General features: G+C 57.3%; 17 protein-coding genes and 4 tRNA genes. 9 read left to right on the top strand and 12 right to left on the bottom strand.

Annotation, left to right across the window (positions count from 1 at the left end):
* Positions 1–34 precede the first annotated feature (34 nt).
* The 4 genes from acnD to HBN68_RS17730 form a co-directional block, all read right to left on the bottom strand.
* Positions 35–2,626 carry a Fe/S-dependent 2-methylisocitrate dehydratase AcnD gene (gene acnD / locus HBN68_RS17715; protein ID WP_094995076.1) on the bottom strand — a complete coding sequence of 864 codons (2,592 nt, stop codon included), beginning with the start codon at positions 2,624–2,626 and terminating at the stop codon, positions 35–37.
* A gap of 77 nt (positions 2,627–2,703) precedes the next feature.
* Complete coding sequence (gene prpC / locus HBN68_RS17720; RefSeq protein ID WP_094995075.1) at positions 2,704–3,831, bottom strand: 2-methylcitrate synthase; 1,128 nt, start codon at positions 3,829–3,831, stop codon at positions 2,704–2,706.
* A 133-nt stretch (positions 3,832–3,964) separates the two neighbouring features.
* Positions 3,965–4,852 carry a methylisocitrate lyase gene (gene prpB, locus HBN68_RS17725; protein WP_169965519.1) on the bottom strand — a complete coding sequence of 296 codons (888 nt, stop codon included), beginning with the start codon at positions 4,850–4,852 and terminating at the stop codon, positions 3,965–3,967.
* Positions 4,849–5,571: a GntR family transcriptional regulator gene (locus HBN68_RS17730; RefSeq protein ID WP_169965521.1), complete on the bottom strand. Its 723-nt coding sequence runs from the start codon at positions 5,569–5,571 to the stop codon at positions 4,849–4,851. The genes prpB and HBN68_RS17730 overlap by 4 nt, the downstream gene beginning before the upstream one ends.
* A gap of 283 nt (positions 5,572–5,854) precedes the next feature.
* Here HBN68_RS17730 and HBN68_RS17735 point away from each other — a divergent pair, with 283 nt between their 5' ends.
* The 5 genes from HBN68_RS17735 to HBN68_RS17755 all read left to right on the top strand — a co-directional run bounded on the left by HBN68_RS17735 (position 5,855) and on the right by HBN68_RS17755 (position 11,174).
* Complete coding sequence (locus HBN68_RS17735) at positions 5,855–6,391, top strand: ATP-dependent zinc protease (RefSeq protein ID WP_094995072.1); 537 nt, start codon at positions 5,855–5,857, stop codon at positions 6,389–6,391.
* Between the two features lie 5 nt (positions 6,392–6,396).
* The gene (locus tag HBN68_RS17740; protein ID WP_169965523.1) at positions 6,397–7,929 is read left to right on the top strand and encodes an inactive transglutaminase family protein; all 1,533 of its coding nucleotides are present in this window, start codon (positions 6,397–6,399) and stop codon (positions 7,927–7,929) included.
* Positions 7,929–8,912 carry an alpha-L-glutamate ligase-like protein gene (locus HBN68_RS17745; protein WP_094995070.1) on the top strand — a complete coding sequence of 328 codons (984 nt, stop codon included), beginning with the start codon at positions 7,929–7,931 and terminating at the stop codon, positions 8,910–8,912. Before HBN68_RS17740 ends, HBN68_RS17745 begins: the two co-directional genes overlap by 1 nt.
* Before the next feature lie 115 nt (positions 8,913–9,027).
* Positions 9,028–10,371 (top strand): aminodeoxychorismate synthase component I, encoded by a 1,344-nt coding sequence (gene pabB, locus HBN68_RS17750; RefSeq protein ID WP_094995092.1) that lies wholly within the window; start codon positions 9,028–9,030, stop codon positions 10,369–10,371.
* A 68-nt stretch (positions 10,372–10,439) separates the two neighbouring features.
* Positions 10,440–11,174, top strand: coding sequence for a phosphoadenylyl-sulfate reductase (locus HBN68_RS17755; RefSeq protein WP_094995069.1), 735 nt, complete (start codon positions 10,440–10,442; stop codon positions 11,172–11,174).
* A gap of 191 nt (positions 11,175–11,365) precedes the next feature.
* On the opposite strand, the gene HBN68_RS17760 is transcribed toward HBN68_RS17755, so the two are convergent.
* From HBN68_RS17760 to HBN68_RS17775, 4 genes are all read right to left on the bottom strand, one after another.
* Positions 11,366–11,442: transfer RNA gene (locus tag HBN68_RS17760), tRNA-Asp, on the bottom strand.
* Between the two features lie 19 nt (positions 11,443–11,461).
* Positions 11,462–11,537: transfer RNA gene (locus tag HBN68_RS17765), tRNA-Val, on the bottom strand.
* A 213-nt stretch (positions 11,538–11,750) separates the two neighbouring features.
* A tRNA-Asp gene (locus HBN68_RS17770) sits at positions 11,751–11,827 on the bottom strand.
* 19 nt (positions 11,828–11,846) lie between these two features.
* Positions 11,847–11,922 (bottom strand) — tRNA-Val (locus HBN68_RS17775).
* A 160-nt stretch (positions 11,923–12,082) separates the two neighbouring features.
* Between HBN68_RS17775 and rdgC the strand changes: the two genes are divergently transcribed.
* Together rdgC and sugE are read left to right on the top strand one after the other, a co-directional pair.
* Positions 12,083–13,006: a recombination-associated protein RdgC gene (rdgC, locus tag HBN68_RS17780; RefSeq protein WP_094995294.1), complete on the top strand. Its 924-nt coding sequence runs from the start codon at positions 12,083–12,085 to the stop codon at positions 13,004–13,006.
* 210 nt (positions 13,007–13,216) lie between these two features.
* Positions 13,217–13,531, top strand: a complete 315-nt coding sequence (gene sugE, locus HBN68_RS17785; protein WP_094995293.1) for a quaternary ammonium compound efflux SMR transporter SugE — start codon at positions 13,217–13,219, stop codon at positions 13,529–13,531.
* 117 nt (positions 13,532–13,648) lie between these two features.
* On the opposite strand, the gene HBN68_RS17790 is transcribed toward sugE, so the two are convergent.
* Positions 13,649–15,523, bottom strand: a complete 1,875-nt coding sequence (locus HBN68_RS17790) for an MFS transporter (RefSeq protein WP_094995295.1) — start codon at positions 15,521–15,523, stop codon at positions 13,649–13,651.
* Between the two features lie 135 nt (positions 15,524–15,658).
* On the bottom strand, positions 15,659–16,810 hold the full coding sequence (locus HBN68_RS17795) for a TDT family transporter (protein WP_094995292.1): 1,152 nt from the start codon (positions 16,808–16,810) through the stop codon (positions 15,659–15,661).
* Between the two features lie 239 nt (positions 16,811–17,049).
* Between HBN68_RS17795 and HBN68_RS17800 the strand changes: the two genes are divergently transcribed.
* Positions 17,050–20,517, top strand: a complete 3,468-nt coding sequence (locus HBN68_RS17800; protein WP_094995291.1) for a PAS domain-containing hybrid sensor histidine kinase/response regulator — start codon at positions 17,050–17,052, stop codon at positions 20,515–20,517.
* A 36-nt stretch (positions 20,518–20,553) separates the two neighbouring features.
* Here HBN68_RS17800 and rmuC read toward each other — a convergent pair whose 3' ends face one another.
* Together rmuC and HBN68_RS17810 are read right to left on the bottom strand one after the other, a co-directional pair.
* The gene (rmuC, locus tag HBN68_RS17805; RefSeq protein WP_169965571.1) at positions 20,554–21,918 is read right to left on the bottom strand and encodes a DNA recombination protein RmuC; all 1,365 of its coding nucleotides are present in this window, start codon (positions 21,916–21,918) and stop codon (positions 20,554–20,556) included.
* Between the two features lie 172 nt (positions 21,919–22,090).
* Positions 22,091–22,414, bottom strand: a complete 324-nt coding sequence (locus tag HBN68_RS17810) for a sel1 repeat family protein (protein WP_169965525.1) — start codon at positions 22,412–22,414, stop codon at positions 22,091–22,093.
* 961 nt (positions 22,415–23,375) lie between these two features.
* On the opposite strand from HBN68_RS17810, the gene HBN68_RS17815 reads away from it, so the two are divergent.
* Positions 23,376–23,600 carry a hypothetical protein gene (locus tag HBN68_RS17815; protein ID WP_034156218.1) on the top strand — a complete coding sequence of 75 codons (225 nt, stop codon included), beginning with the start codon at positions 23,376–23,378 and terminating at the stop codon, positions 23,598–23,600.
* Positions 23,601–23,856 lie beyond the last annotated feature (256 nt).

Consider the following 23,856-nt stretch of genomic DNA (forward strand, 5'->3'; position numbering starts at 1 on the left):
GTTAAGGCCGGGGCGAGGCGCCCCGGCGCTGTGATTACGCGGAGGCCGATTCCAGGAAGTCCTGCGCGAAACGCTGCAACACGCCGCCAGCTTCGTAGATCGAGACTTCTTCGGCGGTATCCAGACGGCACGTCACCGGCACGTCGACGCGTTCGCCGTTTTTGCGGGTGATGACCAGCGTCAGCGTGGCACGCGGGGTACGTTCGCCAATCACGTCGTAAATTTCGCTGCCATCCAGTTGCAGGGTTTTGCGGTTGGTACCCGGCAGGAACTCCAGCGGCAGGACACCCATGCCCACCAGGTTCGTGCGATGGATACGCTCGAAGCCTTCAGCGACGATGGCTTCCACACCCGCCAAACGCACGCCCTTGGCCGCCCAGTCGCGGGAAGATCCCTGCCCGTAATCGGCGCCGGCGACAATGATCAGCGGCTGCTTGCGCTCCATATAGGTCTCGATGGCTTCCCACATGCGCATCACGTTGCCTTCAGGCTCCAGTCGAGTCAGCGAGCCCTGTTTGACTTTGCCGTCCTCGATGACCATTTCATTGAACAGTTTCGGGTTGGCAAACGTCGCGCGCTGGGCAGTCAAGTGGTCGCCACGGTGAGTCGCGTAGGAGTTGAAGTCAACTTCCGGCAGGCCCATTTTCGCCAGATATTCACCCGCAGCGCTGTCGAGCATGATCGCGTTGGACGGCGACAGGTGGTCAGTGGTGATGTTGTCGGGCAACACCGCCAACGGGCGCATGCCTTTGAGTGGGCGGGCACCGGCCAGTGCGCCTTCCCAGTACGGCGGGCGGCGAATGTAGGTGCTTTGCGGGCGCCAGTCATACAGTGGCTCAACCTTCGGCCCGGTGTCTTCATGGATTGCAAACATCGGGATGTAGACCTGACGGAACTGTTCCGGTTTGACCGCCGCCTTGACCACTGCGTCGATTTCTTCGTCGCTTGGCCAGATGTCTTTGAGGCGAATTTCGTTGCCGTTGGCGTCCAGACCCAATACATCTTTCTCGATGTCAAAACGGATGGTTCCCGCTATCGCGTAGGCAACCACCAAGGGCGGCGAGGCGAGAAACGCTTGCTTGGCGTAGGGGTGAATACGCCCGTCGAAGTTACGGTTACCCGACAGTACAGCCGTGGCGTACAGGTCGCGGTCGATGATTTCCTGCTGAATGTGCGGGTCCAGCGCACCCGACATGCCATTGCACGTGGTGCAGGCAAACGCCACGACACCAAAGCCCAACTGCTCCAGTTCATCGGTCAGTCCAGCTTCGTCGAGGTACAACGCAACGGTCTTCGAGCCCGGCGCCAGCGAAGATTTGACCCACGGTTTGCGGGTCAGCCCCAGCCGGTTAGCGTTGCGAGCAATCAGGCCCGCTGCGATCACGTTGCGCGGGTTGCTGGTATTGGTGCAACTGGTGATGGCTGCAATGATGACCGCACCCTCCGGCATTTGCCCCGGCACATCCTCCCATTGACCGGCGATACCTTTGGCAGCCAGATCAGTGGTGGCGACCCGGGCATGCGGGTTACTCGGGCCTGCCATGTTGCGCACAACGCTGGACAGATCAAAACTCAAGCGGCGCTCATATTGCGCGTCTTTAAGGCTGTCGGCCCACAGGCCGCTGACCTTGGCGTAGTGCTCGACCAACTGCACTTGCTGGTCTTCGCGTCCGGTCAGTTTGAGGTAGTCGATGGTCTGCCGGTCAATATAGAACATCGCCGCCGTGGCGCCATATTCCGGGGCCATGTTGGAAATCGTCGCGCGGTCGCCCAGGGTCAACGCCGCAGCGCCTTCACCGAAGAACTCCAGCCAGGCGCCGACCACTTTTTGTTTGCGCAGGAACTCCGTGAGGGCCAGCACCATGTCCGTGGCCGTGATGCCTGGCTGCAACTTGCCGGTCAGCTCAACACCAACGATCTCGGGCAAGCGCATCCACGACGCACGGCCCAGCATCACGCTTTCGGCTTCCAGCCCGCCGACGCCAATGGCAATCACACCCAGCGAGTCGACATGGGGAGTATGGCTGTCGGTACCGACGCACGTATCGGGGAACGCCACGCCGTCACGCACCTGAATCACCGGCGACATTTTCTCCAGGTTGATCTGGTGCATGATGCCGTTGCCCGGCGGGATCACGTCGACGTTCTTGAAGGCTTTCTTGGTCCATTCAATGAAGTGGAAACGGTCTTCGTTACGGCGGTCTTCGATGGCGCGGTTCTTTTCGAACGCCTCGGGGTCGTAACCGCCACATTCCACTGCCAGTGAATGGTCAACGATCAGTTGGGTCGGCACCACAGGGTTCACTTGCGCCGGGTCGCCGCCTTGCTGGGCAATGGCGTCACGCAGGCCGGCAAGGTCCACCAACGCGGTCTGTCCGAGGATGTCGTGGCACACCACCCGGGCCGGGAACCACGGGAAGTCGAGGTCACGCTTGCGTTCAATCAGCTGGCTCAGCGAAGCATTGAGGGTGGCCGGATCGCAGCGACGCACCAGGTTTTCAGCCAACACGCGCGAGGTGTACGGCAGCGTGTCATAGGCGCCGGGCTTGATCGCATCGACCGCCGCGCGGGTGTCGAAATAATCCAGCCGGGTGCCCGGAAGTGTTTTACGAAATTCAGTATTCATTGGCATGGGACTCGATCACGGTTAGGTCGGGGCCGCCACACGCGGCGCCTGCCGGGCTGGCATGGGCGGCCCTGCGGTCAGCGACGTTCGATTGGCACGAACTTGCGCTGTTCGACGCCGATGTACTCGGCGCTCGGGCGAATGATGCGGTTGTTGGCGCGCTGCTCGAACACGTGCGCGGCCCAGCCGGTCAGGCGTGAGCAGACAAAAATCGGGGTGAACAGCTTGGTCGGGATGCCCATGAAGTGATACGCCGAGGCATGGTAGAAGTCGGCATTGGGAAACAGTTTCTTTTGCTCCCACATGGTTTTGTCGATGGCTTCGGATACCGGGAACAGCACCGTGTCCCCCACTTCTTCCGCCAGTTTTTTCGACCAGTCCTTGATCACTTCATTGCGCGGATCGCTGTCTTTATAGATGGCGTGACCAAAGCCCATGATTTTGTCTTTGCGTTCGAGCATACCGAGCGTGCCTTTGATGGCCTCGTCGGCGGAACTGAAGCGCTCGATCATCTCCATGGCTGCTTCGTTCGCGCCGCCATGCAGCGGGCCACGCAACGAACCGATGGCCGCCGTGATGCACGAATACAGATCGGACAGGGTTGAGGCGCAGACGCGGGCAGTAAAGGTCGACGCGTTGAATTCGTGCTCTGCGTACAGAATCAGCGACACGTTCATCACTTTGATGTGCAAGTCGCTTGGCTTTTTATCGTGCAGCAGGTGTAGGAAATGGCCGCCAATCGAGGCTTCGTCAGTCACACAATGGATGCGCACCCCGTCGTGGCTGAAGCGATACCAGTAGCACATGATCGCTGGGAAGGCCGCCAGCAAGCGGTCGGTCTTGTCGCGTTGCTGGGAAAAGTCCTGCTCGGGTTCGAGGTTGCCGAGGAACGAGCAGCCGGTGCGCATCACATCCATCGGGTGCGCGTCAGCCGGGATACGCTCCAACACTTCCTTTAGCGCTTGCGGCAAATCGCGAAGGGCTTTGAGTTTGCTTGTATAGGCCTCCAGCTCTGCCTCGGTAGGTAATTCGCCGTACAACAACAGGTACGCGACTTCTTCAAAGCGCGCCTGGGCGGCCAACTCACGCACGTCATAACCGCGGTAGGTGAGACCGGCCCCTTCCTGACCTACGGTCGACAACGCCGTTTGCCCGGCCACCTGGCCGCGTAATCCGGCACCACTCAATACTTTTGCTTCGGCCATTGCGCTTCTCCAATCTTGAATTTGTTAGGGATTCGGCAAGAACTTATTAATTTGTTACGCCCTTGGTGCGTATCGAGCCCCGCGAGGCTCGACAGCAATCCCGGGCGTCAGGTCAATCCGGTTAGAAGCCGTCTTACTTTTTGCTGGCAAACAGCGCGTCGAGCTTCTGTTCGAACACGTGGTAGTCAATGGCGTCGTACAGCTCCATGCGGGTTTGCATGGTGTCGATCACATTCTGCTGGGTGCCGTCGCGGCGAATCGCACCGTAGACGTTTTCCGCCGCCTTGTTCATGGCGCGGAAGGCCGACAACGGGTACAGCACCAGCGACACATCGGCGTCGCGCAGTTGATCCACGGTGTACAGCGGGGTGGCTCCAAACTCGGTGATGTTGGCCAGAATCGGCGCTTTAACGCGACTGGCAAACAGTTTGTACATCTCCAGTTCGGTAATGGCTTCCGGGAACACCATGTCGGCGCCCGCTTCCACGCAGGCTGCAGCACGCTCCAGCGCAGACTCCAGCCCCTCGACCGCCAGCGCGTCGGTACGCGCCATGATCACAAAGCTGTCATCGGTGCGCGCATCCACAGCGGCCTTGATGCGATCGACCATCTCTTGTTGCGAGACAATTTCTTTGTTTGGGCGATGGCCGCAACGTTTGGCGCCCACCTGATCTTCGATGTGGATAGCGGCAGCGCCAAACTTGATCATCGACTTGACAGTACGCGCCACGTTGAACGCCGAAGAACCAAAACCCGTGTCGACATCCACCAGCAATGGCAGGTCGCAAACGTCCGTGATGCGACGCACATCGGTCAGTACGTCATCCAGACCGGTAATGCCCAGATCCGGCACACCCAGCGAACCCGCCGCTACCCCGCCACCGGACAAGTAGATCGCTTTGAAACCGGCGCGCTTGGCCAGCAAAGCATGGTTGGCATTGATGGCGCCCACCACTTGCAGGGGATGTTCATTGGCGACTGCATCACGGAAACGTTGGCCTGGACTGTTTTTATTGCTCATGACTCACCTCGTGGAGTGGCTGTCTGCTGGGCGCTGTCTTGATAGTGACGCGCAATATTGCGTTTGGACGCGCCAATGTGGCGACGCATCAATAACTCGGCCAGTTCGCCGTCGCGATCGGCAATGGCATCGAGAATCCGGTGGTGCTCAGCGAATGCCTGGTGCGGGCGATTCGGGGTGGTGGAAAACTGGATGCGGTACATGCGCACCAGTTGATACAGCTCACCGCAGAGCATCTGGGTCAGGGTGCGATTGCCGCTGCCCTGAATAATTTTGTAATGAAAATCGAAGTCGCCTTCTTGCTGGTAATACCCCACACCTGCCTGAAATGCTGCATCGCGCTCATGGGTTTCGAGCACACGGCGCAGTTCCGCGATGTCTTCATCGCTCATGCGTTCTGCAGCCAGACGGCAGGCCATGCCTTCAAGGGATTCGCGAATTTCGTAGAGCTCAATCAGTTCTTCATGGCTCAAGGACACAACCCGCGCGCCCACATGCGGCACCCGCACCAACAGGCGCTGACCTTCAAGACGGTGGATCGCCTCGCGCAACGGCCCGCGGCTGATGCCGTAGGTGCGGGCCAGCTCCGGCTCGGAAATTTTGCTACCCGGCGCAATATCGCCTTGGACGATAGCGGCCTGAATACGCCTGAAGACGTTCTCGGACAAGGTTTCCGAGTCATCTTGGGCCAGCGCGGCACTTTCGAACGAATCCAGCATATTGTCGACACCTTGAAAATCAATAGCGTCAAAATTAGCTATTCAAGGCTTTATAGTCAAAGGATAAATAAGGATTGTCGACAATCTCCGAATAAGACCTTGGTTGAATCGACAGCCACAGACCACGCGTCGAACGGCTTGGGCGCTGGCGTCATAAAACCATCATGCTAGAATGCCGACCGCATCAGCCTTGCCCTTTTGAACAGGGCAGCCGCACGAGGACGCTTGCGCTGTATTGCCAGTCGCCTTGAACTGAAGACTGCAAGAGACTGCCCCCGGATTTATGAAATTTCCCTCCTTCTTTATATGTCTTTGCCTGCTGGCGTTGCCGGGCCTGAGCCTTGGCGCCGAAAAAACCGTTTACGGCCTCAATGAATACGCCGAACTGGCAGGTATCAACCTGCAAGTGGCCGCCAAACTCGACACTGGCGCCAAAACCGCCTCACTGAGCGCCCGCGACATCAAACGCTTCAAACGCGACGGCGAGAGCTGGGTACGCTTTTATCTGGCCATTGATGATGCCCATTCGCATCCCATCGAACGCCCGTTGGCACGGGTAAGCAAGATCAAGCGTCGCTCCGGGGATTACGACCCTGAGTCGGACAAGAACTACACATTGCGGCCGGTCATTGCCCTGGAAATTTGTATGGGCAAAGCTTTACGCACCATCGAAGTGAACTTGACCGACCGAAGCGCGTTCCAATACCCGCTGTTGATTGGCTCCGAAGCGCTCAAACGCTTTGATGCGCTGGTCGACCCAAGCCTTAAATACGCTGCTGGCAAACCTGCCTGCGCCGCCACCGCTCAAACCGCAGAGTAATTGAAATGCGCGCTCTTACCTTTCACCTGAAAGTCTTGATTACCATCCTTGTGGTGCTGGGCATTTCGATTACGGCCTACCAGATTTTCGTCATCGGCATCCCGGTGACCGAAGACGCAACGGATGACCTGTGGAACATCGACGCGAAAGTCGAATTCGTTGCCAGCTCCAAGGATCCGGTCAAGATCCAGATGTTCGTACCGCCGTTGAACCGCGACTACGTCAGCCTCAATGAAAGCTTCATCTCCAACAATTACGGGGTGAGCGTCAATCGGGTAGACGGCAATCGCAAAGTCACGTGGTCAGCCCGTCGCGTTAGCGGCAAGCAAACCCTTTACTACCGCCTGGTGTTGACCAAGCGTTACACCGGCGACAAAACCAAGGTCAAAGGCCCGGTATTCCGTGACAGCATCGCTGTCGAAGGGCCAGAAAAAATCGCCGCCGAAGCCTTGCTGGCACCGATCCGCCAGCACTCGGCCGACGTTGAAACCTTCATCAGCGAAACCATCAAGCGGGTTAACAACCCGAACGATGACAACGTGAAACTGCTGCTGGCGGGCGATCCGTCGACGCCACACAAAGCACAAATCATCGAGCTTTTGCTGTCGATTGCCCACGTACCACTGGAAAAAGTCCACACCATCCGCCTGGTAGCAGACCAGCCGCAAACCCCGGAGCTGTGGTTGCGCAGCTTCAACGGTAACGACTGGCTGTACTTCAACCCGGAAACCGGCGAACAGGGCCTGCCGTCCGACCGCCTGCTGTGGTGGACGGGCGACGAGCCGATTATTAGCGTCGATGGCGGCAAAAAAGCCAACGTAACGTTCAGCCTGAACAACAGCGAGATGAACGCCATCCGCCTGGCCAAACTGACCGACGAGAACACCGACGCCAACTTCCTCGAATATTCGCTGTACGGCCTGCCGTTACAAACTCAGCAAACGTTCATGATCATGGTGATGATCCCGATTGGCGTGCTGGTGATTCTGGTATTGCGCAACCTGATCGGCCTGCAAACCCTGGGCACATTTACCCCGGTACTGATTGCACTGGCGTTCCGCGAAACACAACTGGGGTTCGGCATCATCCTGTTTACAGTGATAACCGCGCTCGGGTTGATGTTGCGCTCGTACCTGGAGCACCTGAAGCTGCAGATGCTGCCTCGCCTGTCCGTGGTACTGACATTTGTGGTGATACTGATTGCCGCCATCAGCCTGTTCAGCCACAAGCTGGGCCTTGAGCGCGGACTTTCGGTCGCGTTGTTCCCGATGGTGATTCTGACCATGACTATCGAGCGGCTGTCGATCACTTGGGAGGAGCGAGGCGCCGGGCATGCGATGAAGGTCGCAATCGGCACCCTGTTCGCTGCCACCCTGGCGTATCTGGTAATGAGCATTCCGGAGCTGGTGTACTTCGTGTTCACCTTCCCGGCAGTGCTGCTGATTCTCGTAGGCTTCATGCTGGCCATGGGTCGCTACCGCGGCTACCGCCTGACCGAATTGGTCCGTTTCAAAGCCTTTTTGAAGGCTGACTCCTGATGTTTGGCTTCTGGAAGACCTGGAAGGCCCTGGAAGCCAGGGGCATCATGGGCATCAATCGGCGCAATGCGGACTACGTACTCAAGTACAACAAACGCAGCCTGTATCCGATTGTGGATGACAAGATCATCACCAAGGAACGCGCCATCAAGGCCGGCATTCACGTGCCGGAGATGTATGGCGTGATTTCCACCGAGAAAGAAATCGAAAAGCTCGACGAGATCATCGGCGGGCGCAGCGACTTCGTGATCAAGCCTGCGCAAGGCGCAGGCGGTGATGGCATCTTGGTGATCGCCGACCGTTTCGAAGACCGCTTTCGCACCGTTTCGGGCAAGATCATCAGCCATGAAGAAATTGAGCATCAGATCTCCAGCATCCTGACAGGGCTGTATTCCTTGGGCGGGCACCGCGACCGCGCCCTGATCGAATACCGCGTCACCCCCGACCAGATCTTCAAAAGCATCAGCTACGAAGGCGTACCGGACATCCGCATCATTGTGCTGATGGGCTACCCGGTAATGGCGATGCTGCGTTTGCCGACCCGTCAATCCGGTGGCAAAGCCAACCTCCACCAAGGCGCCATCGGCGTCGGTGTTGACCTCGCAACCGGCCTGACCTTGCGCGGCACCTGGCTGAACAACATCATCAGTAAACACCCCGACACCACCAACGCGGTGGACGGCGTACAACTGCCTTATTGGGATGGCTTCATGAAGCTGGCCGCCGGTTGCTATGAACTGTGCGGACTGGGCTACATCGGTGTGGACATGGTGCTGGACCAGGATAAAGGCCCGCTAATTCTGGAACTCAATGCCCGCCCGGGCCTGAACATCCAGATCGCCAACGACTGCGGCCTGACACTGCGCACCCACGCAGTCGAGGCCCACGTTGAAGCCCTGGCAGCCAAAGGCATCAAGGAAACCGTTGAAGAGCGGGTCCGTTTTGCTCAGGAAATGTTCGGGCACATCCCCCCTAACACCTGACCAGCTGGAGCGAGCGGGCCACGCAAGACACGCTCGCTCCTGAACGGTTTCATGGATTTACCCACCGACACAGGCCTACAATCCCCTCCCCGTTTCGATGGCTGATTTGCTGCGCATGTTGACCTGCTCCGTTCATCCACTGCCTTACCTCGCCAACCCGGCCGATTATTTTGCTGCCATACGCCACGCTCCCGGCGCGGTCTTGCTGGACAGTGGACGACCCGACGCCGAGCGTGGCCGTTACGACATCATGAGTGCCTGGCCCCTTCACACACTGCAACGTCAGCCAGAGGAATCAGGACGCGCATTTTTACAACGTTTGCGCGGCCAGTTGTGCCAACTGGGCGAGGCGCAGATCCCGCCCGAGTACGAACTGCCGTTCGCGGGCGGTCTCATCGGCTACTTGAGTTACGACTTCGGGCGTCAACTCGAACAGCTTCCGGCGCTGGCTCAGGACGACCTGCAGCTACCGGATGCACGCTTGGGCCTGTACCCGTGGGCACTGATAAGCGACCACCGGCACGCAACCAGCCAATTGGTTTTTCATCCCGCGCTGGAGGCCAGTGAACGCAAACGCCTGATTGAGCAGTTCAGCGTGCTTCAACGCCCGTTGGAAGTACCTTTCCGCCTGAAACAACCGATGCGGCCGGACATCAGCACTCAGCAGTACGCGCACGCCCTTGCTCAAGTGCATCAATACATTCAGTCCGGCGACTGCTATCAGGTCAATTACACCCAGCGCTTCAGCGCCGACTGCCAAGGCGACGCATGGACGGCGTATTGCGCTCTGCGCGCGGCGTGCCCGACGCCCTTTTCCGGCTTTATGCAATTACCCGCGCAAGGCGCAATTGTCAGCCTGTCGCCGGAACGCTTTGTACGGGTCAGCAACCTGCAGGTCGAAACCCGTCCGATCAAAGGCACCCGCCCACGCGGCAAGAACGCCGCGCAAGATACGGCCAACGCCGCCGAACTGCTTGCCAGCGCTAAAGATCGCGCTGAAAACCTGATGATTGTCGACCTGCTGCGCAACGACCTCGGGCGCACCTGCCGCACAGGTTCGGTCCGCGTGCCGGAGCTGTTCAATCTCGAAAGTTACCCCAACGTCCATCACTTGGTGAGCAGTGTCACGGGCGAGCTGGCTGCGGATAAAGACGCGCTGGACCTGATCGGCGACAGCTTTCCGGGCGGCTCGATCACCGGCGCACCCAAGATCCGCGCCATGCAAATCATCGACGAGCTGGAGCCCACCCGTCGCAGTATTTATTGCGGCTCGTTGCTTTACCTCGACGTACGCGGCGAGATGGACAGCTCCATCGCCATTCGCACGCTGCTGATCAAGGACGGTCGCGTGAGCTGCTGGGGAGGAGGAGGTATTGTCGCGGACTCGGACTGGGAAGCCGAATATCAAGAGTCCATCACTAAAGTGAAAGTGTTGCTCGACACGCTGCAAGCCCTGTAACACACCGTATTTGCTAACATCGCGCCACTAGAGAGCGCCCAGCGCCATTGACTGTAGGAAGCCGCCTGATGAGCCACCCGTTCGACGTCGCGGAACTCGCCGCGACATACGCCAGCAAATCCCCGCAAGACATTCTCAAACTCGCCTTTCAGCATTTTGGCGACGAACTCTGGATTTCATTCAGCGGCGCCGAAGACGTGGTGCTGGTGGACATGGCCTGGAAACTCAACAAAAACGTTAAAGTGTTCAGCCTCGACACCGGACGCCTGCACCCCGAAACCTATCGTTTCATTGAGCAGGTCCGCGAACACTACAACCTGCAGATCGAGCTGATTTCGCCAGATCAACGCCTACTGGAGCCATTCGTCAAAGAAAAAGGCTTGTTCAGCTTCTATAAAGACGGCCACGGTGAATGCTGCGGCGTGCGCAAAATCGAACCGCTGCGCCGCAAGCTGGCTGGCGTCAAAGCGTGGGCGACCGGCCAGCGGCGCGATCAAAGCCCGGGCACTCGCAGTCAGGTCGCCGCACTGGAAATCGACGGCGCCTTCTCGACCCCGGAGCGCCCGCTGTACAAATTCAACCCGTTGGCGCAAATGACCAGCGAGGAAGTCTGGGGTTACATCCGCATGTTGGAGCTGCCCTATAACAGCCTGCACGAACGAGGCTTTATCAGCATCGGTTGCGAGCCCTGCACCCGCCCAGTCCTGCCTAACCAGCACGAGCGCGAAGGCCGCTGGTGGTGGGAAGAAGCTACGCAAAAGGAATGTGGCCTGCATGCTGGTAATTTGATCGCCAAACACTGACCTTAAAACCCTCAGTCCTGTGCAACTGCCGCAGGACTGCGTGAGGTTAAGCAGGCGCGCAGCGATTCAATTACCTCTACGCCAACGCAGAAACTCTGGCAGCAAACCACAAAACACACGCGCACAAAAAAGCCTGCAAATGGCAGGCTATTTGTGGATCACAAGCGTTCAAGGGGCTTGTGTTCCGAATATGGCGCAGCGGACGGGACTCGAACCCGCGACCCCCGGCGTGACAGGCCGGTATTCTAACCGACTGAACTACCGCTGCGCGTAACATTGAAAGCGAATGGTGGGTGATGACGGGATCGAACCGCCGACCCTCTGCTTGTAAGGCAGATGCTCTCCCAGCTGAGCTAATCACCCTTTCACTCTCATTGCGGGACACATTCTCTCACACTTATTGTGTAAGCGGTTGTTTTTATTCAAGTTTTTTAAAACTTGCTTCAAACGACCTTTTCCTGCGCCCTGCTCTTTGATTCTCCAGCAAGCTGTTGAATCCAAGACTTTCAAGAAAAGCCCCGCACTTAGCGGGGCTTCCCCAGACCACAAGCGTTCAAGGGGCTTGTGATCAAAATATGGCGCAGCGGACGGGACTCGAACCCGCGACCCCCGGCGTGACAGGCCGGTATTCTAACCGACTGAACTACCGCTGCGCGTAACACTGCAAGTGAATGGTGGGTGATGACGGGATCGAACCGCCGACCCTCTGCTTGTAAGGCAGATGCTCTCCCAGCTGAGCTAATCACCCTTTCACTCTCGGTGTGGCGCGCATTCTACGGAGCGACCTGAAGTCTGGCAAGCACTTTTTAAAATAATTTTCTTATGCATGACAAAGGCTTAGCGCAGGGTTGGCCTATGCGCCCATGAGGCGAATAATGCCGTCTTTGTATAAAGGAGTGATTCACCCCATGTGGTTCAAAAACCTGCTTATCTATCGCCTGACCCAAGATCTGCCTTTTGATGCGCAGGTGCTGGAAACTGCACTGGCCACCAAACTGGCCCGCGCCTGTTCAAGTCAGGAATTAGCCACTTACGGTTTCGTCGCCCCTTTTGGCAAAGGCGAAGATGCTCCACTGGTTCACGTCAGCCAGGACTTCCTGCTGATCGCTGCCCGCAAAGAAGAGCGCATCCTGCCCGGCAGCGTTGTGCGTGACGCACTCAAGGAAAAGGTCGAAGAGATCGAAGCCGAGCAAATGCGCAAGGTCTACAAAAAGGAACGCGACCAGCTCAAGGACGAAATCATCCAGGCCTTCTTGCCGCGTGCCTTTATTCGTCGCTCAGCCACCTTCGCCGCCATCGCACCTAAACAGGGTCTGATTTTGGTTAACGCCTCCAGCCCTAAACGCGCCGAAGACTTGCTCTCCACCTTGCGTGAAGTTGTGGGTTCGCTGCCGGTGCGTCCATTGGCCGTCAAAGTAGCGCCAAGTGCGACCATGACCGAATGGGTCAAGACCCAAAAAGCTGCCGAACACTTCTTTGTCCTCGACGAATGCGAGCTGCGCGACACCCATGAAGACGGCGGCATCATTCGCTGCAAGCGTCAGGACCTGACCAGCGACGAAATTCAGTTGCACCTGAGCACTGGCAAAGTCGTGACGCAGCTGTCATTGGCCTGGCAGGACAAACTGTCGTTCGTACTGGACGACAAACTGGTGGTCAAACGCCTGAAGTTTGAAGACCTGCTGCAAGACGAAGCTGAACAGAACGGCGGCGATGACGACCTGGGCCAGCAAGACGCCAGCTTTACCTTGATGATGCTGACGTTCGGTGAGTTCTTGCCCCAGTTGTTTGAAGCGCTGGGCGGCGAAGAGATTCCGCAAGGTATCGAGTAACGTGGGTTAAGGAAGCATGTCCGGCAGATGATGCAACTTCGACTGTCGGCTGCTTCCTCTATAGAAAGCGCGACGATCAATGATCGCGCACGAAAAATCACAGTTGCCTGCCAGATTAATCATGGGCAATATACTGCGCCCAGCGAGGACGACCTCGCGACTCATCGAGTGACTTTCTGGGGACGACCCCATCAATTGATGGAGGCAACCATGTCCTGGATTATTCTGTTTTTCGCTGGCCTGTTTGAAGTCGGCTGGGCGGTCGGCCTGAAATACACTGACGGCTTCAGCCGCCCCCTCCCCACGGCATTAACAGTCGCCGCCATGGCGGTAAGCCTCGGCTTGCTGGGCCTTGCAATGAAGGAACTGCCATTGGGCACGGCTTACGCCATCTGGACAGGTGTGGGCGCAGTGGGCACGGTCATCGCCGGGATCATTCTGTTTGGCGAATCCATGGCCTTGTTCCGCTTGGCCAGCGTGGCGCTGATCATTGCCGGGCTGATTGGTCTGAAAATCAGCGCCTGACCCCTCACTCGCCAGCGACTACAGAAATGCCCACTCTGTAGTCACTGGCCAGGCCGGGACAGCCCTCAGGCCTCCGCCCCCTCTTCACTCTGGCGAGCAAAACCCACCAAAAAAGGTCTAGAGGCTCTGCCCCCTTAGCGCGGTCACCCGCTCACGCAGCACTTTTTGCGTAGCCTCACTTGCCGCTATTGGCTCGCCTGCTACCAGCGTCACCCGCGACCACAGCCTGCGCAAAAACCCTTTATTCGGATCGCGACTGAAGAAGCTGCCCCATAACCCTTGCAACGCCATCGGAATCACCGGCACCGGCGTTTGTTCCAGAATCCGTGTGACGCCTGCCTTGAATTCGTTGATCTGGCCATCCGTGGTGAGCTTGCCCTCCGGAAAAATACACACCAGCTCGCCGTCGTTCAGGTATTCGGCAATTTTCTTGAAAGCCCGCTCGTAGATCGCTTCATCTTCTGCGCGCCCGGCAATAGGAATCGTCCCTGCGGTACGGAAGATAAAGTTGAGCACCGGTAAATTGTAGATTTTGTAATACATCACAAATCGAATCGGCCGACGCACTGCTCCACCTATCAGCAACGCATCCACAAACGACACGTGATTGCACACCAGCAATGCCGCGCCCTCGTCGGGGATTGCTTGCAGGTTTTTATGCTGCACCCGGTACATGGAGTGGCTCAGCAGCCAGATCATGAAGCGCATGCTGAATTCGGGAACAATCTTGAAGATGTAAGTATTGACCGCGATGTTCAGCAGCGAGACCACAAGGAACAGTTCAGGAATCGTCAGTTTCGCCACGCTGAGCAACAGGATGGTGACGATGGCTGAGACCACCATAAAGAGCGCATTCAAGATGTTGTTGGCAGCAATCACCCGCGCACGCTCGTTTTCCGCAGTACGAGACTGGATCAATGCATACAACGGAACGATGTAAAAACCCCCAAACACGCCCAGACCAAGAATATCGAACAGCACCCACCACGCTTGACTGAAGCCCAATACGTCCAGCCAGTCATTCGGCTGAAGGGGTGACGGCATCTGCCCGGAATGCCACCACAGCAACAGGCCAAACACCGTCAGGCCGAAAGAACCAAATGGCACCAGACCGATTTCAACTTTGCGCCCCGACAGTTTTTCGCACAGCATCGACCCCAACGCGATCCCCACCGAGAACACCGTCAGGATCAACGTCACCACGGTTTCATCGCCATACAGCCATTCTTTGGCGTAGGCCGGAATTTGTGTCAGGTAAATCGCACCGACAAACCAGAACCACGAATTGCCCACGACAGAACGCGACACTGCAGGCGTCTGGTTCAGACCCATTTTCAACGTGGCCCAGGACTCGCTGAAAATGTTCCAGTTCAGGCGTAAATCAGGTGTATCGGCCGGTGCGCTGGGGATGGCCCGGCTGGCCAGATACCCGAGCGCCGCCACGCAGACGATCACCACCGACACCACCACGGCGTAATTGCTCGACGACAGCATGATCCCCGCACCGATGGTCCCGGCCAGAATCGACAGGAAAGTCCCCATTTCTACCAGACCGTTGCCCCCGACCAACTCATCCTCATGCAATGTTTGCGGCAGGATTGAGTACTTGACCGGGCCGAACAACGCAGAATGGGTACCCATCGCAAACAGGGCGACCAACATCAGTGCCAAATGATCGAATGCAAATCCTGCGGCACCGACAAGCATGATCGCGATTTCGCCAAGTTTGATCAGACGGATCAGTCGATCCTTGTCGAACTTCTCGCCAAACTGACCCGCCAGGGCAGAAAATAAAAAGAAGGGAACGATAAACAGCAGCGCACACAGATTGACCCAAATCCCCCGGTCCCCCTCGATGGCGAGCTTATAAAGGATGGCCAGAATCAACGATTGTTTGAACAGGTTGTCGTTGAGGGCGCCCAGCGACTGGGTCACAAAGAAGGGCAGGAAGCGTCGCTTCCTTAGCAAGCTGAACTGCGAGGGGTGACTCATCATCCATGTTCTCAAGTTGCGCCAGAGGCTTTCTCATTGGAGTGCTCTTGTAACACCCGAGGCACAACCTTGCCTCAGGTTATGTAGCTGATGCCACCCATCTAGGCGCATTCGTACAAAACCTGAGGCAAGCTCCTACTTGTTCAAGCCCGCGATGCAAGGCGAAACAAACAACTCGCCCCGGTAAGCGCCGATCAAGGTTTTACGCCCCACGATCAGCCACATCATCACCAGCAAAGCCACCAGCGCACAGCCCGCAATATCGAAGAAAGTCAGGTGCAGCACACTGCCCAGGCGCAAGGTGGCCAGCGAATACACACCCAGCGGGAACGTGAACCCCCACCACCCCAGATTGAACGGAATGCCTGAGCGGTAGTAGCGATGGGTAATCAGTATCGCCATCACAATCCACCACAACCCGAAGCCCCACAGCGCAACCCCTGCAATCAGGCCCATACCGTTGGCCACTTCACCGATACCGGCAAAACCATTGGCCGCAAAGATCGCGGGCGAATTCGCCCCCAGTAGCAACAAGCCAAGCGCTCCAGTACCAATCGGCCCCAATGCCAGCCAACTCGACGCCGCCATGCTTTCGTGAGGCAATTTATGCAACGCCATGCGCAGCATCAGGATGGTCAGGATGCTGAACGCCAGCGGCACCGAAAATGCCCACAGCACGTAGCTGGTGATTAGCACATGGAACTGCGCCAGCGAATCCGTCAGGTGCGGAGCCAACTGGCCACCACTGGCAGCCGCCACTTCAGCCGCCACTACCGGCAACAACCAGACAGCAGTCATCTGGTCAATACTGTGCTCCTGACGGGTGAACATCATGTAAGGAATCAGCACGCCAAACGCCAGCGACATGGCCACGTCCAGCCACCATAACACCTCGGCCACTTGCACCATGCCACTGCCCCAGCGGGCGACACCGAACAGTAGAAAACCATTGATGATGGTCGCCAATCCCATGGGAATGGTGCCAAAAAACATCGAGACGGTGGAGTGGCCAAAAATCCGCCGCGCCTCATCGAAATACAGCACCCAACGAGCGCCATAGAGCACGCTGAATAAAATGAACAAGCCAATATTGAACAGCCACAACCCTTCCGCGAGGGCGTACACGCCCGGAATGTGTACGGGCAACGAAGCCAGCGCCAGCGCCAGCACCCCGGTCCCCATGGTGGCTGCAAACCAGTTAGGGGTGAACTGACGGATCACCTCACGCGGGTGTTGCAGTGTGCTTAAGGGTCTTAAAGTGGTTTTGGTCATGTTAAGGCAAGTCATGGGTTCCTCCTGATCCTCGTGCGAGGTAATACAAGAGTAGAACTGAATCGAATATCTATATAACGGGTAATTTCTCTAACTGTTATCGACTTTACAGATAAGGACTGTTTTAACCGATTTCAAGCACTGCGACGGTTGGCCGCGTTGCGACCATCGTCGACACTGACGGCGCCCAAACATCATGCGAGACTAGCCAGCAGCAGCCGGATTGCTGCAGCCTTATACCTCCAGGAGTCACCATGTCGTTGTCCAGCGGGCTGATCGCCGCCGTTGCCCTGGCCTATATGGCCGTCATGTTCGCCATTGCCTTTTATGGTGACCGGCGCAGCACCCCGCTGCCGCCACGGGTTCGCGCATGGGTCTATAGCTTGTCGCTGGCGGTGTACTGCACCAGTTGGACATTCTTTGGCGCTGTTGGCCAGGCCGCCGAGCAGCTGTGGTCCTTTTTGCCCATTTACTTGGGCCCGGTGCTGTTGTTGGTGTTTGCACCCTGGGTGCTGCAAAAAATGGTGATGATCAGCAAACAGGAGAACATCACCTCCATTGCCGACTTCATCGCCGCGCGGTACGGCAAATCCCAGTCGCTGGCAATTGTCGTGGCGCTGATCTGTCTGGTGGGCGTATTGCCTTATATCGCCTTGCAACTTAAAGGCATCGTACTCGGCGTGAACCTGTTGATCGGTGCAGGTGCCGATGCAACCGGCACTCGCGCGCAAGACACAGCCCTGATTGTGTCTCTGGTACTGGCGCTGTTTACCATCGTCTTCGGCACCCGCAACCTTGACTCCACCGAGCACCACCGCGGCATGGTGCTGGCAATTGCTTTCGAGTCGCTGGTCAAGCTGTTCGCGTTTCTCGCTGTGGGTGCGTTCGTAACCTTCGGCCTGTATGACGGCTTTGACGACTTATTCAATCAGGCGATGCTCGCACCGCGCCTGGAGCAATACTGGAAAGAGACCGTCAATTGGCCCTCGATGGTGGTGCAAACCGGCGTGGCCATGATGGCCATCATTTGTTTACCTCGCCAATTCCACGTGACCGTGGTCGAAAACATCGAGCCACAGGATTTACGGCTGGCGAAATGGGTGTTCCCGGCCTATTTGATCCTGGCTGCACTGTTTGTCGTCCCGATCGCGCTGGCCGGGCAAATGATGTTGCCCAGCTCAGTCCTGCCAGACTCCTTCGTGATCAGCCTGCCACTGGCGCAAGCCCACCCGGCACTGGCTTTGCTGGCCTTTATCGGTGGCGCATCTGCGGCCACCGGCATGGTGATTGTGGCCAGCGTAGCCCTGTCGACCATGGTCTCCAACGACATGCTGTTGCCTTGGTTGTTACGGCACAAAAACGCCGAGCGCCCCTTTGAAGTGTTCCGCTACTGGATGCTGTCGGTGCGCCGCGTATCGATTGTGGTCATCTTGCTGCTGGCTTACGTCAGCTATCGCCTGCTGGGCTCAACAGCCAGCCTAGCCACCATTGGGCAGATTTCCTTCGCCGCAGTGACGCAATTGGCACCCGCCATGATCGGTGCGCTCTACTGGAAACAAGCCAACCGTCGCGGCGTTTTCGCCGGTTTGGCCACGGGTACCTTTATCTGGTTTTACACACTGGTGCTGCCCCTGATAGCTCACAGCCTTGGCTGGCACTTGAGCCACTTCCCGGGTTTGGCCTGGCTGCATGGCAACCCGCTGGGGTTGCCTATTACACCTCTGACACAAGGCGTCGTGCTGTCATTGGCCGGCAACTTCACCGTCTTTGCGTGGGTCTCGGTGCTGTCGCGCACCCGTGTCTCGGAACACTGGCAAGCAGGACGATTCATCGGCCAGGAAATCAGCCACCCCAATGGCCGCTCCATGCTGGCTGTACAGATCAATGACCTGTTAACGCTGGCCGCACGTTTTGTCGGCGAAGAACGCGCGCGCCAGAGCTTTATCCGTTTCGCTTACCGTCAGGGCAAAGGCTTCAACCCGAACCAGAATGCCGATGGCGAATGGATCGCCCACACAGAGCGCTTGCTGGCAGGCGTGCTCGGTGCGTCCTCGACCCGGGCAGTGGTGAAAGCTGCCATCGAAGGCCGGGAAATGCAGCTCGAAGACGTCGTACGCATTGCCGACGAAGCGTCAGAAGTGTTGCAGTTCAACCGCGCCCTCCTGCAAGGCGCGATTGAGAACATCACCCAAGGCATCAGCGTGGTCGACCAGTCCTTGCGGCTCGTGGCCTGGAACCGCCGATATCTTGAGCTGTTCGACTACCCTGATGGCTTGATCAGCGTTGGCCGGCCGATTGCCGACATCATCCGCCACAATGCCGAGCGTGGCCTGTGCGGTCCCGGCGAAGCCGAGGTGCATGTAGCCCGTCGCCTGCACTGGATGCGTCAGGGGCGCGCCCACACCTCGGAACGGCTGTTCCCCAATGGGCGCGTGATTGAGCTGATCGGCAATCCGATGCCGGGCGGCGGGTTTGTCATGAGTTTTACCGACATTACTGCCTTCCGCGAAGCAGAGCAGGCACTGACAGAGGCCAACGAAGGCCTGGAGCAACGGGTGGCCGAGCGCACCCGCGAACTGTCCGAGCTGAACAAGGCTCTGATCGAAGCCAAGGGCGTCGCAGAAGCCGCCAACCAATCGAAAACCCGTTTTCTGGCTGCTGTCAGCCATGACTTGATGCAGCCCATGAATGCCGCCCGGTTGTTCTCCTCCGCCCTTTCCCACCAGGAGGAAGGACTTAGCCCGGAGGCACAAAAGCTGGTGCAACATCTGGACAGCTCGTTACGTTCTGCCGAAGACCTGATCAGCGACTTGCTGGATATTTCCCGGCTCGAAAACGGAAAATTCACGCCTGACATCAAGCCGTTTGCCCTGAATGAGCTGTTTGACACGCTGGGCAATGAGTTCAAGGCACAGGCTCAAGAGCAAGGGCTGACCTTCCGTGTCCGCGGCAGTCGATTGCGGGTGAGCAGTGATATCAAACTGCTGCGCCGGATCTTGCAGAACTTCCTGACCAACGCATTTCGCTATGCCAAAGGACCGGTTCTTCTAGGCGTGCGCCGTCGTGGCAATGCGTTGTGCCTCGAAGTGTGGGACCGCGGCCCAGGCATTCCAGAGGACAAGTTGCAGGTCATTTTTGAGGAATTCAAACGCTTGGACAGCCATCAGACCCGCGCTGAAAAGGGCTTGGGGCTAGGGCTGGCGATTGCTGACGGTTTGTGCCGCGTGCTGGGACACACCCTGCAAGTTCGCTCATGGCCTGGTAAAGGCAGCGTATTCAGCGTCAGCGTGCCTTTGGCACAGAGTCAGGTTGCCCCACAACCGGTCGTCGCAGAGCAAAATGGTCAACCCGTGACGGGCGCGCAAGTGCTGTGTATCGATAACGAAGACAGCATTCTGATCGGTATGCAAAGCCTGTTGACCCGCTGGGGATGCCGCGTCTGGACGGCGCGCAATCGCGAAGAATGTGCGGCACTGCTCAATGAAGGGGTACGCCCGCAACTGGTATTGGTGGATTACCACCTGGATAACGGCGAAGTCGGCACCGAGCTGATGCGTTGGCTACGGGCTGAACTGGGCGAGCCGGTGCCGGGCGTGGTCATCAGTGCAGACGGACGCCCGGAGATGATTGCGCAGGTGCATGCGGCGGGTCTGGAATATCTTGCCAAACCGGTGAAGCCCGCCGTACTGCGGGCACTGGTTAGCCGCCACGTCCCGCTTTAACAGCGCCTGGCCGCCATTCACTCAGTCCGCTGCACGTCACTCTGCGGGGTGCGCCACACCGTCCACGTCGGTCATGGCGCGCTCCAGCAGATCCGGCGGCAAGCTTTTACTGGCTCGCGCACCCAACAACTTAAGCTGCTCGCTGCGGCTCACCAAGTTACCGCGCCCGTCCGTCAACTTGTTGCGCGCGGCAGCATAGGCTTTGTCCAATTGCTGCAAGCGATTGCCAACCTCATCCAGGTCTTGAATAAAGAGCACGAACTTGTCGTACAGCCACCCGGCACGCTCAGCAATTTCGCGCGCGTTTTGGCTTTGACGCTCTTGCTTCCACAAACTGTCGATCACCCGCAACGTAGCTAACAAGGTTGTGGGGCTGACAATCACAATGTTGCGGTCGAACGCTTCCTGAAACAGATTGGGCTCGGCCTGCAATGCAGCTGAAAAGGCCGCCTCAATGGGCACGAACAACAAAACGAAGTCCAGGCTGTGCAAGCCTTCCAGACGCTTATAGTCCTTGCCAGCCAGGCCCTTGACGTGATTACGCAACGACAACACATGCTGCTTGAGTGCCGCCTGCCCGATCACCTGATCATCCGCTGCAACAAACTGCTGATAGGCAGTCAAACTGACCTTGGAATCGACCACTACCTGCTTGTCGCCCGGCAACATGATCAGCACGTCCGGCTGGAAGCGTTCGCCATCCGGGCCCTTGAGGCTGACCTGGGTCTGATATTCACGCCCCTTCTCCAGCCCGGCATGTTCCAGTACCCGTTCCAGAATCAACTCACCCCAGTTGCCTTGGGTTTTCTGTCCCTTAAGCGCCCGCGTGAGGTTAGTGGCCTCCTCACTCAAGCGCAGGTTGAGTTGCTGAAGTCGCTCAAGTTCTTTGCCAAGAGAGAAACGCTCGCGGGCTTCCTGCTGATAGCTTTCCTCGACGCGCTTTTCGAACGACTGAATGCGTTCTTTAAGCGGGTCCAGCAACTGCCCCAGTCGCTCATTGCTGGTCTGCGCAAACCGCTGCTCGCGCTCATCGAATATTTTGCCGGCCAACTCTGCAAACTGCGCCCGTAGCTCATCACGAGAACCCTGCAGGTCGTTGAGTCGTTGTTGGTGGTTTTCTTGCTGCTCGCGTAGCTCTGCCGCTTGTGCGGCGCACTGGGCATCAAGCCTGCGCAATTCAGTTTCTTTCTGAGCCCGCTCCAGGCTCCAGCCATGGGCAGCATCCCGGGCGTTGTCGCGCTCGACCTGCAACAACTCGACTTCGCGGCTCAGGGCCGCCAGCTCTGCCTGCTTGGCGGCATTGGCCTGCCCCAGATCACTGATCTCGTCACGGCCAGCATCGAGTTGTGCATTGAGACCTTCCTGTGCCAACTGCGCCATATTCAAGCGCTCTTCCAGCAGGGCCAGTTCTGCGTTATGCGCGCTGACCCGACGCTGCAACTGCCAGATAAAAGCCAACAACGGCACACCTGCTACCACCAGGCCCAGCAGAATGCTGTTCAAGTCCAGGGCCATAACCCCTCCGCACAAGGTAAAAGAGCAAGGTTAACCAAGCTGCAGAGTCGAAGACAGCTCAGTCTTCGATCTTGTTGAGTTCTTGCTGGGCTGCCTCATCGCCTGCGCGCGCAGCATTACGTAACAAGGCATGACCAATGCGTTGGTCCCGCTTGCTGCCACAATCGCGGCACATCAGTTGCCCGAGACGACTTTGCGCCAGCACCACACCTTGGCGGGCAGGTTGCTTGAGCAGATGACCGGCCACATGCTTGATGCTCGGATTAGTCCCCAGCCGCGGGTTGTCCAACAGCCAGATGGCTACACTCAAAGAAAACCGCCTTGGTGCCTCGGCAGGTGATCCGGAGGGAGTAACAGAGGAAGAGTTTGTGCGAAACTTCATAGAACACTGTGGGGCAGAACAGAAGGCGCGCCACTCTACTCCTTTTTTCGTTTGGGTAAAGTCGAAAAAGGTCTACAACCCCGAGCTAGAGCAACGGAGTGCGACAATCCACAGATCCTGTGGATAAGTCAGTGGACAACCCCCTTTTGCCCCCGTCAAACCCCCACAGGGCGGGGGTCGGGGTCAAACTGACGATTTTTTCACCAATTAAAAAAAACGATGTTTTTCATTGACTTAAATTTGCGAAACAGGCTAAGCGCCTGCGTGGCTTCCTGCCTGCAGTGCGTTTATATGACGCACTGCAAATGTGCACAAGTTCACACTCAGCAGCAGGAATGGACTCAAAACGTACTGAAATCTGTAGGACTGCGACCCCACTGGGTTCGTCATTCAAAGGCGTTCGCTAACCCTTGTCCCCCTGCCCTATCGAGTGGCATTTTGACAAAAACCGACTAACGGCTCACGGCCGCACTTCAGCAGGCACAGAAAGTATTTTGGCTAGCACAGTTGCGTTTATTTTTTCAAGCCGTTAGTATCCGCAGCGTTAGTACCAAGCTGAAAGTCAATTCGGGCCGAACAAATCCCCCAGCCACCTTCCCTAAAGAGAAGCCACGCTGATACACACGGGATCGACCCCCTCGATGGTTTCCAGGTAAATCTTGCGACGATACGGCCTTTGAACAAACACAAAGGGTATCGCCAAGCGCTTTTACTCTGACAGAACCAACCTGCCAATTGATCAGGATCTTCACCCCGAGCACGGAACCTTAGCTCTTGTTGTGATTGCCTGCCCTCCTAAGTACCTACCTGCCAGCCCAAGCGCCACATACTTAAATGCGCTCCAACTGGCGGCTTTGTTCCAGTCAGGTTCTTCGTCACGCCAAAGATGGCTCGACGTCACTGGAACGTTTTAACGTTGCACGGATCATATCCGTGTCATTTGCAGGAACACCTAATAACTATGTCTACTCAAATCCATACTCAGGATGCCATTCGCACCCTAACCAACGCCTTCGCTCCTATGAACTGCCTGATTATGGCCGCTCGCAAAGGCTGCTTTAGCTTCACACTGGTCAACGAACACGGCATCGCACGTCACAGCGAACGCCTGTACCCGGATCAATATTCCAGCGCAGAACCCCTGCAAGCTGTGATTGACCGGACACGTCAGGCATTGATCGCCTGACAACGCGCCCAGCGTCTATACAACAAGCCCTGCTCCAATAGTGGGGCTTTTTGTTGTCTTGAATTTAAGAAATATGCCGCATTATTTAATTACTTGCGGGTATATAGCTACAGCCTAGATGCTGCAAATGTTTTAAAAACAGTCCGTTACAGCAAAGATATGACACTACACTTCAACTCAAGCGGTTCATTCCGCTTCCGGCGAACCCTACCGACTCATCGCTGCCAAGCGCCTGGGTGTAGCCGGCCAATTTCAG

Origin of the sequence: Pseudomonas sp. WS 5078, from assembly GCF_012985745.1 — a bacterium.
Classification (GTDB): domain Bacteria; phylum Pseudomonadota; class Gammaproteobacteria; order Pseudomonadales; family Pseudomonadaceae; genus Aquipseudomonas; species Aquipseudomonas lundensis_A.

Excerpts from the sequence above, each read along its gene's own strand:
- acnD (WP_094995076.1), bottom strand. The coding sequence starts at position 2,626 with ATGAATACTGAATTTCGTAAAACACTTCCGGGCACCCGGCTGGATTAT.
- prpC (WP_094995075.1), bottom strand. The coding sequence starts at position 3,831 with ATGGCCGAAGCAAAAGTATTGAGTGGTGCCGGATTACGCGGCCAGGTG.
- prpB (WP_169965519.1), bottom strand. The coding sequence starts at position 4,852 with ATGAGCAATAAAAACAGTCCAGGCCAACGTTTCCGTGATGCAGTCGCC.
- HBN68_RS17730 (WP_169965521.1), bottom strand. The coding sequence starts at position 5,571 with ATGCTGGATTCGTTCGAAAGTGCCGCGCTGGCCCAAGATGACTCGGAA.
- HBN68_RS17735 (WP_094995072.1), top strand. The coding sequence starts at position 5,855 with ATGAAATTTCCCTCCTTCTTTATATGTCTTTGCCTGCTGGCGTTGCCG.
- HBN68_RS17740 (WP_169965523.1), top strand. The coding sequence starts at position 6,397 with ATGCGCGCTCTTACCTTTCACCTGAAAGTCTTGATTACCATCCTTGTG.
- HBN68_RS17745 (WP_094995070.1), top strand. The coding sequence starts at position 7,929 with ATGTTTGGCTTCTGGAAGACCTGGAAGGCCCTGGAAGCCAGGGGCATC.
- pabB (WP_094995092.1), top strand. The coding sequence starts at position 9,028 with ATGTTGACCTGCTCCGTTCATCCACTGCCTTACCTCGCCAACCCGGCC.
- HBN68_RS17755 (WP_094995069.1), top strand. The coding sequence starts at position 10,440 with ATGAGCCACCCGTTCGACGTCGCGGAACTCGCCGCGACATACGCCAGC.
- rdgC (WP_094995294.1), top strand. The coding sequence starts at position 12,083 with ATGTGGTTCAAAAACCTGCTTATCTATCGCCTGACCCAAGATCTGCCT.
- sugE (WP_094995293.1), top strand. The coding sequence starts at position 13,217 with ATGTCCTGGATTATTCTGTTTTTCGCTGGCCTGTTTGAAGTCGGCTGG.
- HBN68_RS17790 (WP_094995295.1), bottom strand. The coding sequence starts at position 15,523 with ATGAGTCACCCCTCGCAGTTCAGCTTGCTAAGGAAGCGACGCTTCCTG.
- HBN68_RS17795 (WP_094995292.1), bottom strand. The coding sequence starts at position 16,810 with ATGACTTGCCTTAACATGACCAAAACCACTTTAAGACCCTTAAGCACA.
- HBN68_RS17800 (WP_094995291.1), top strand. The coding sequence starts at position 17,050 with ATGTCGTTGTCCAGCGGGCTGATCGCCGCCGTTGCCCTGGCCTATATG.
- HBN68_RS17810 (WP_169965525.1), bottom strand. The coding sequence starts at position 22,414 with ATGAAGTTTCGCACAAACTCTTCCTCTGTTACTCCCTCCGGATCACCT.
- HBN68_RS17815 (WP_034156218.1), top strand. The coding sequence starts at position 23,376 with ATGTCTACTCAAATCCATACTCAGGATGCCATTCGCACCCTAACCAAC.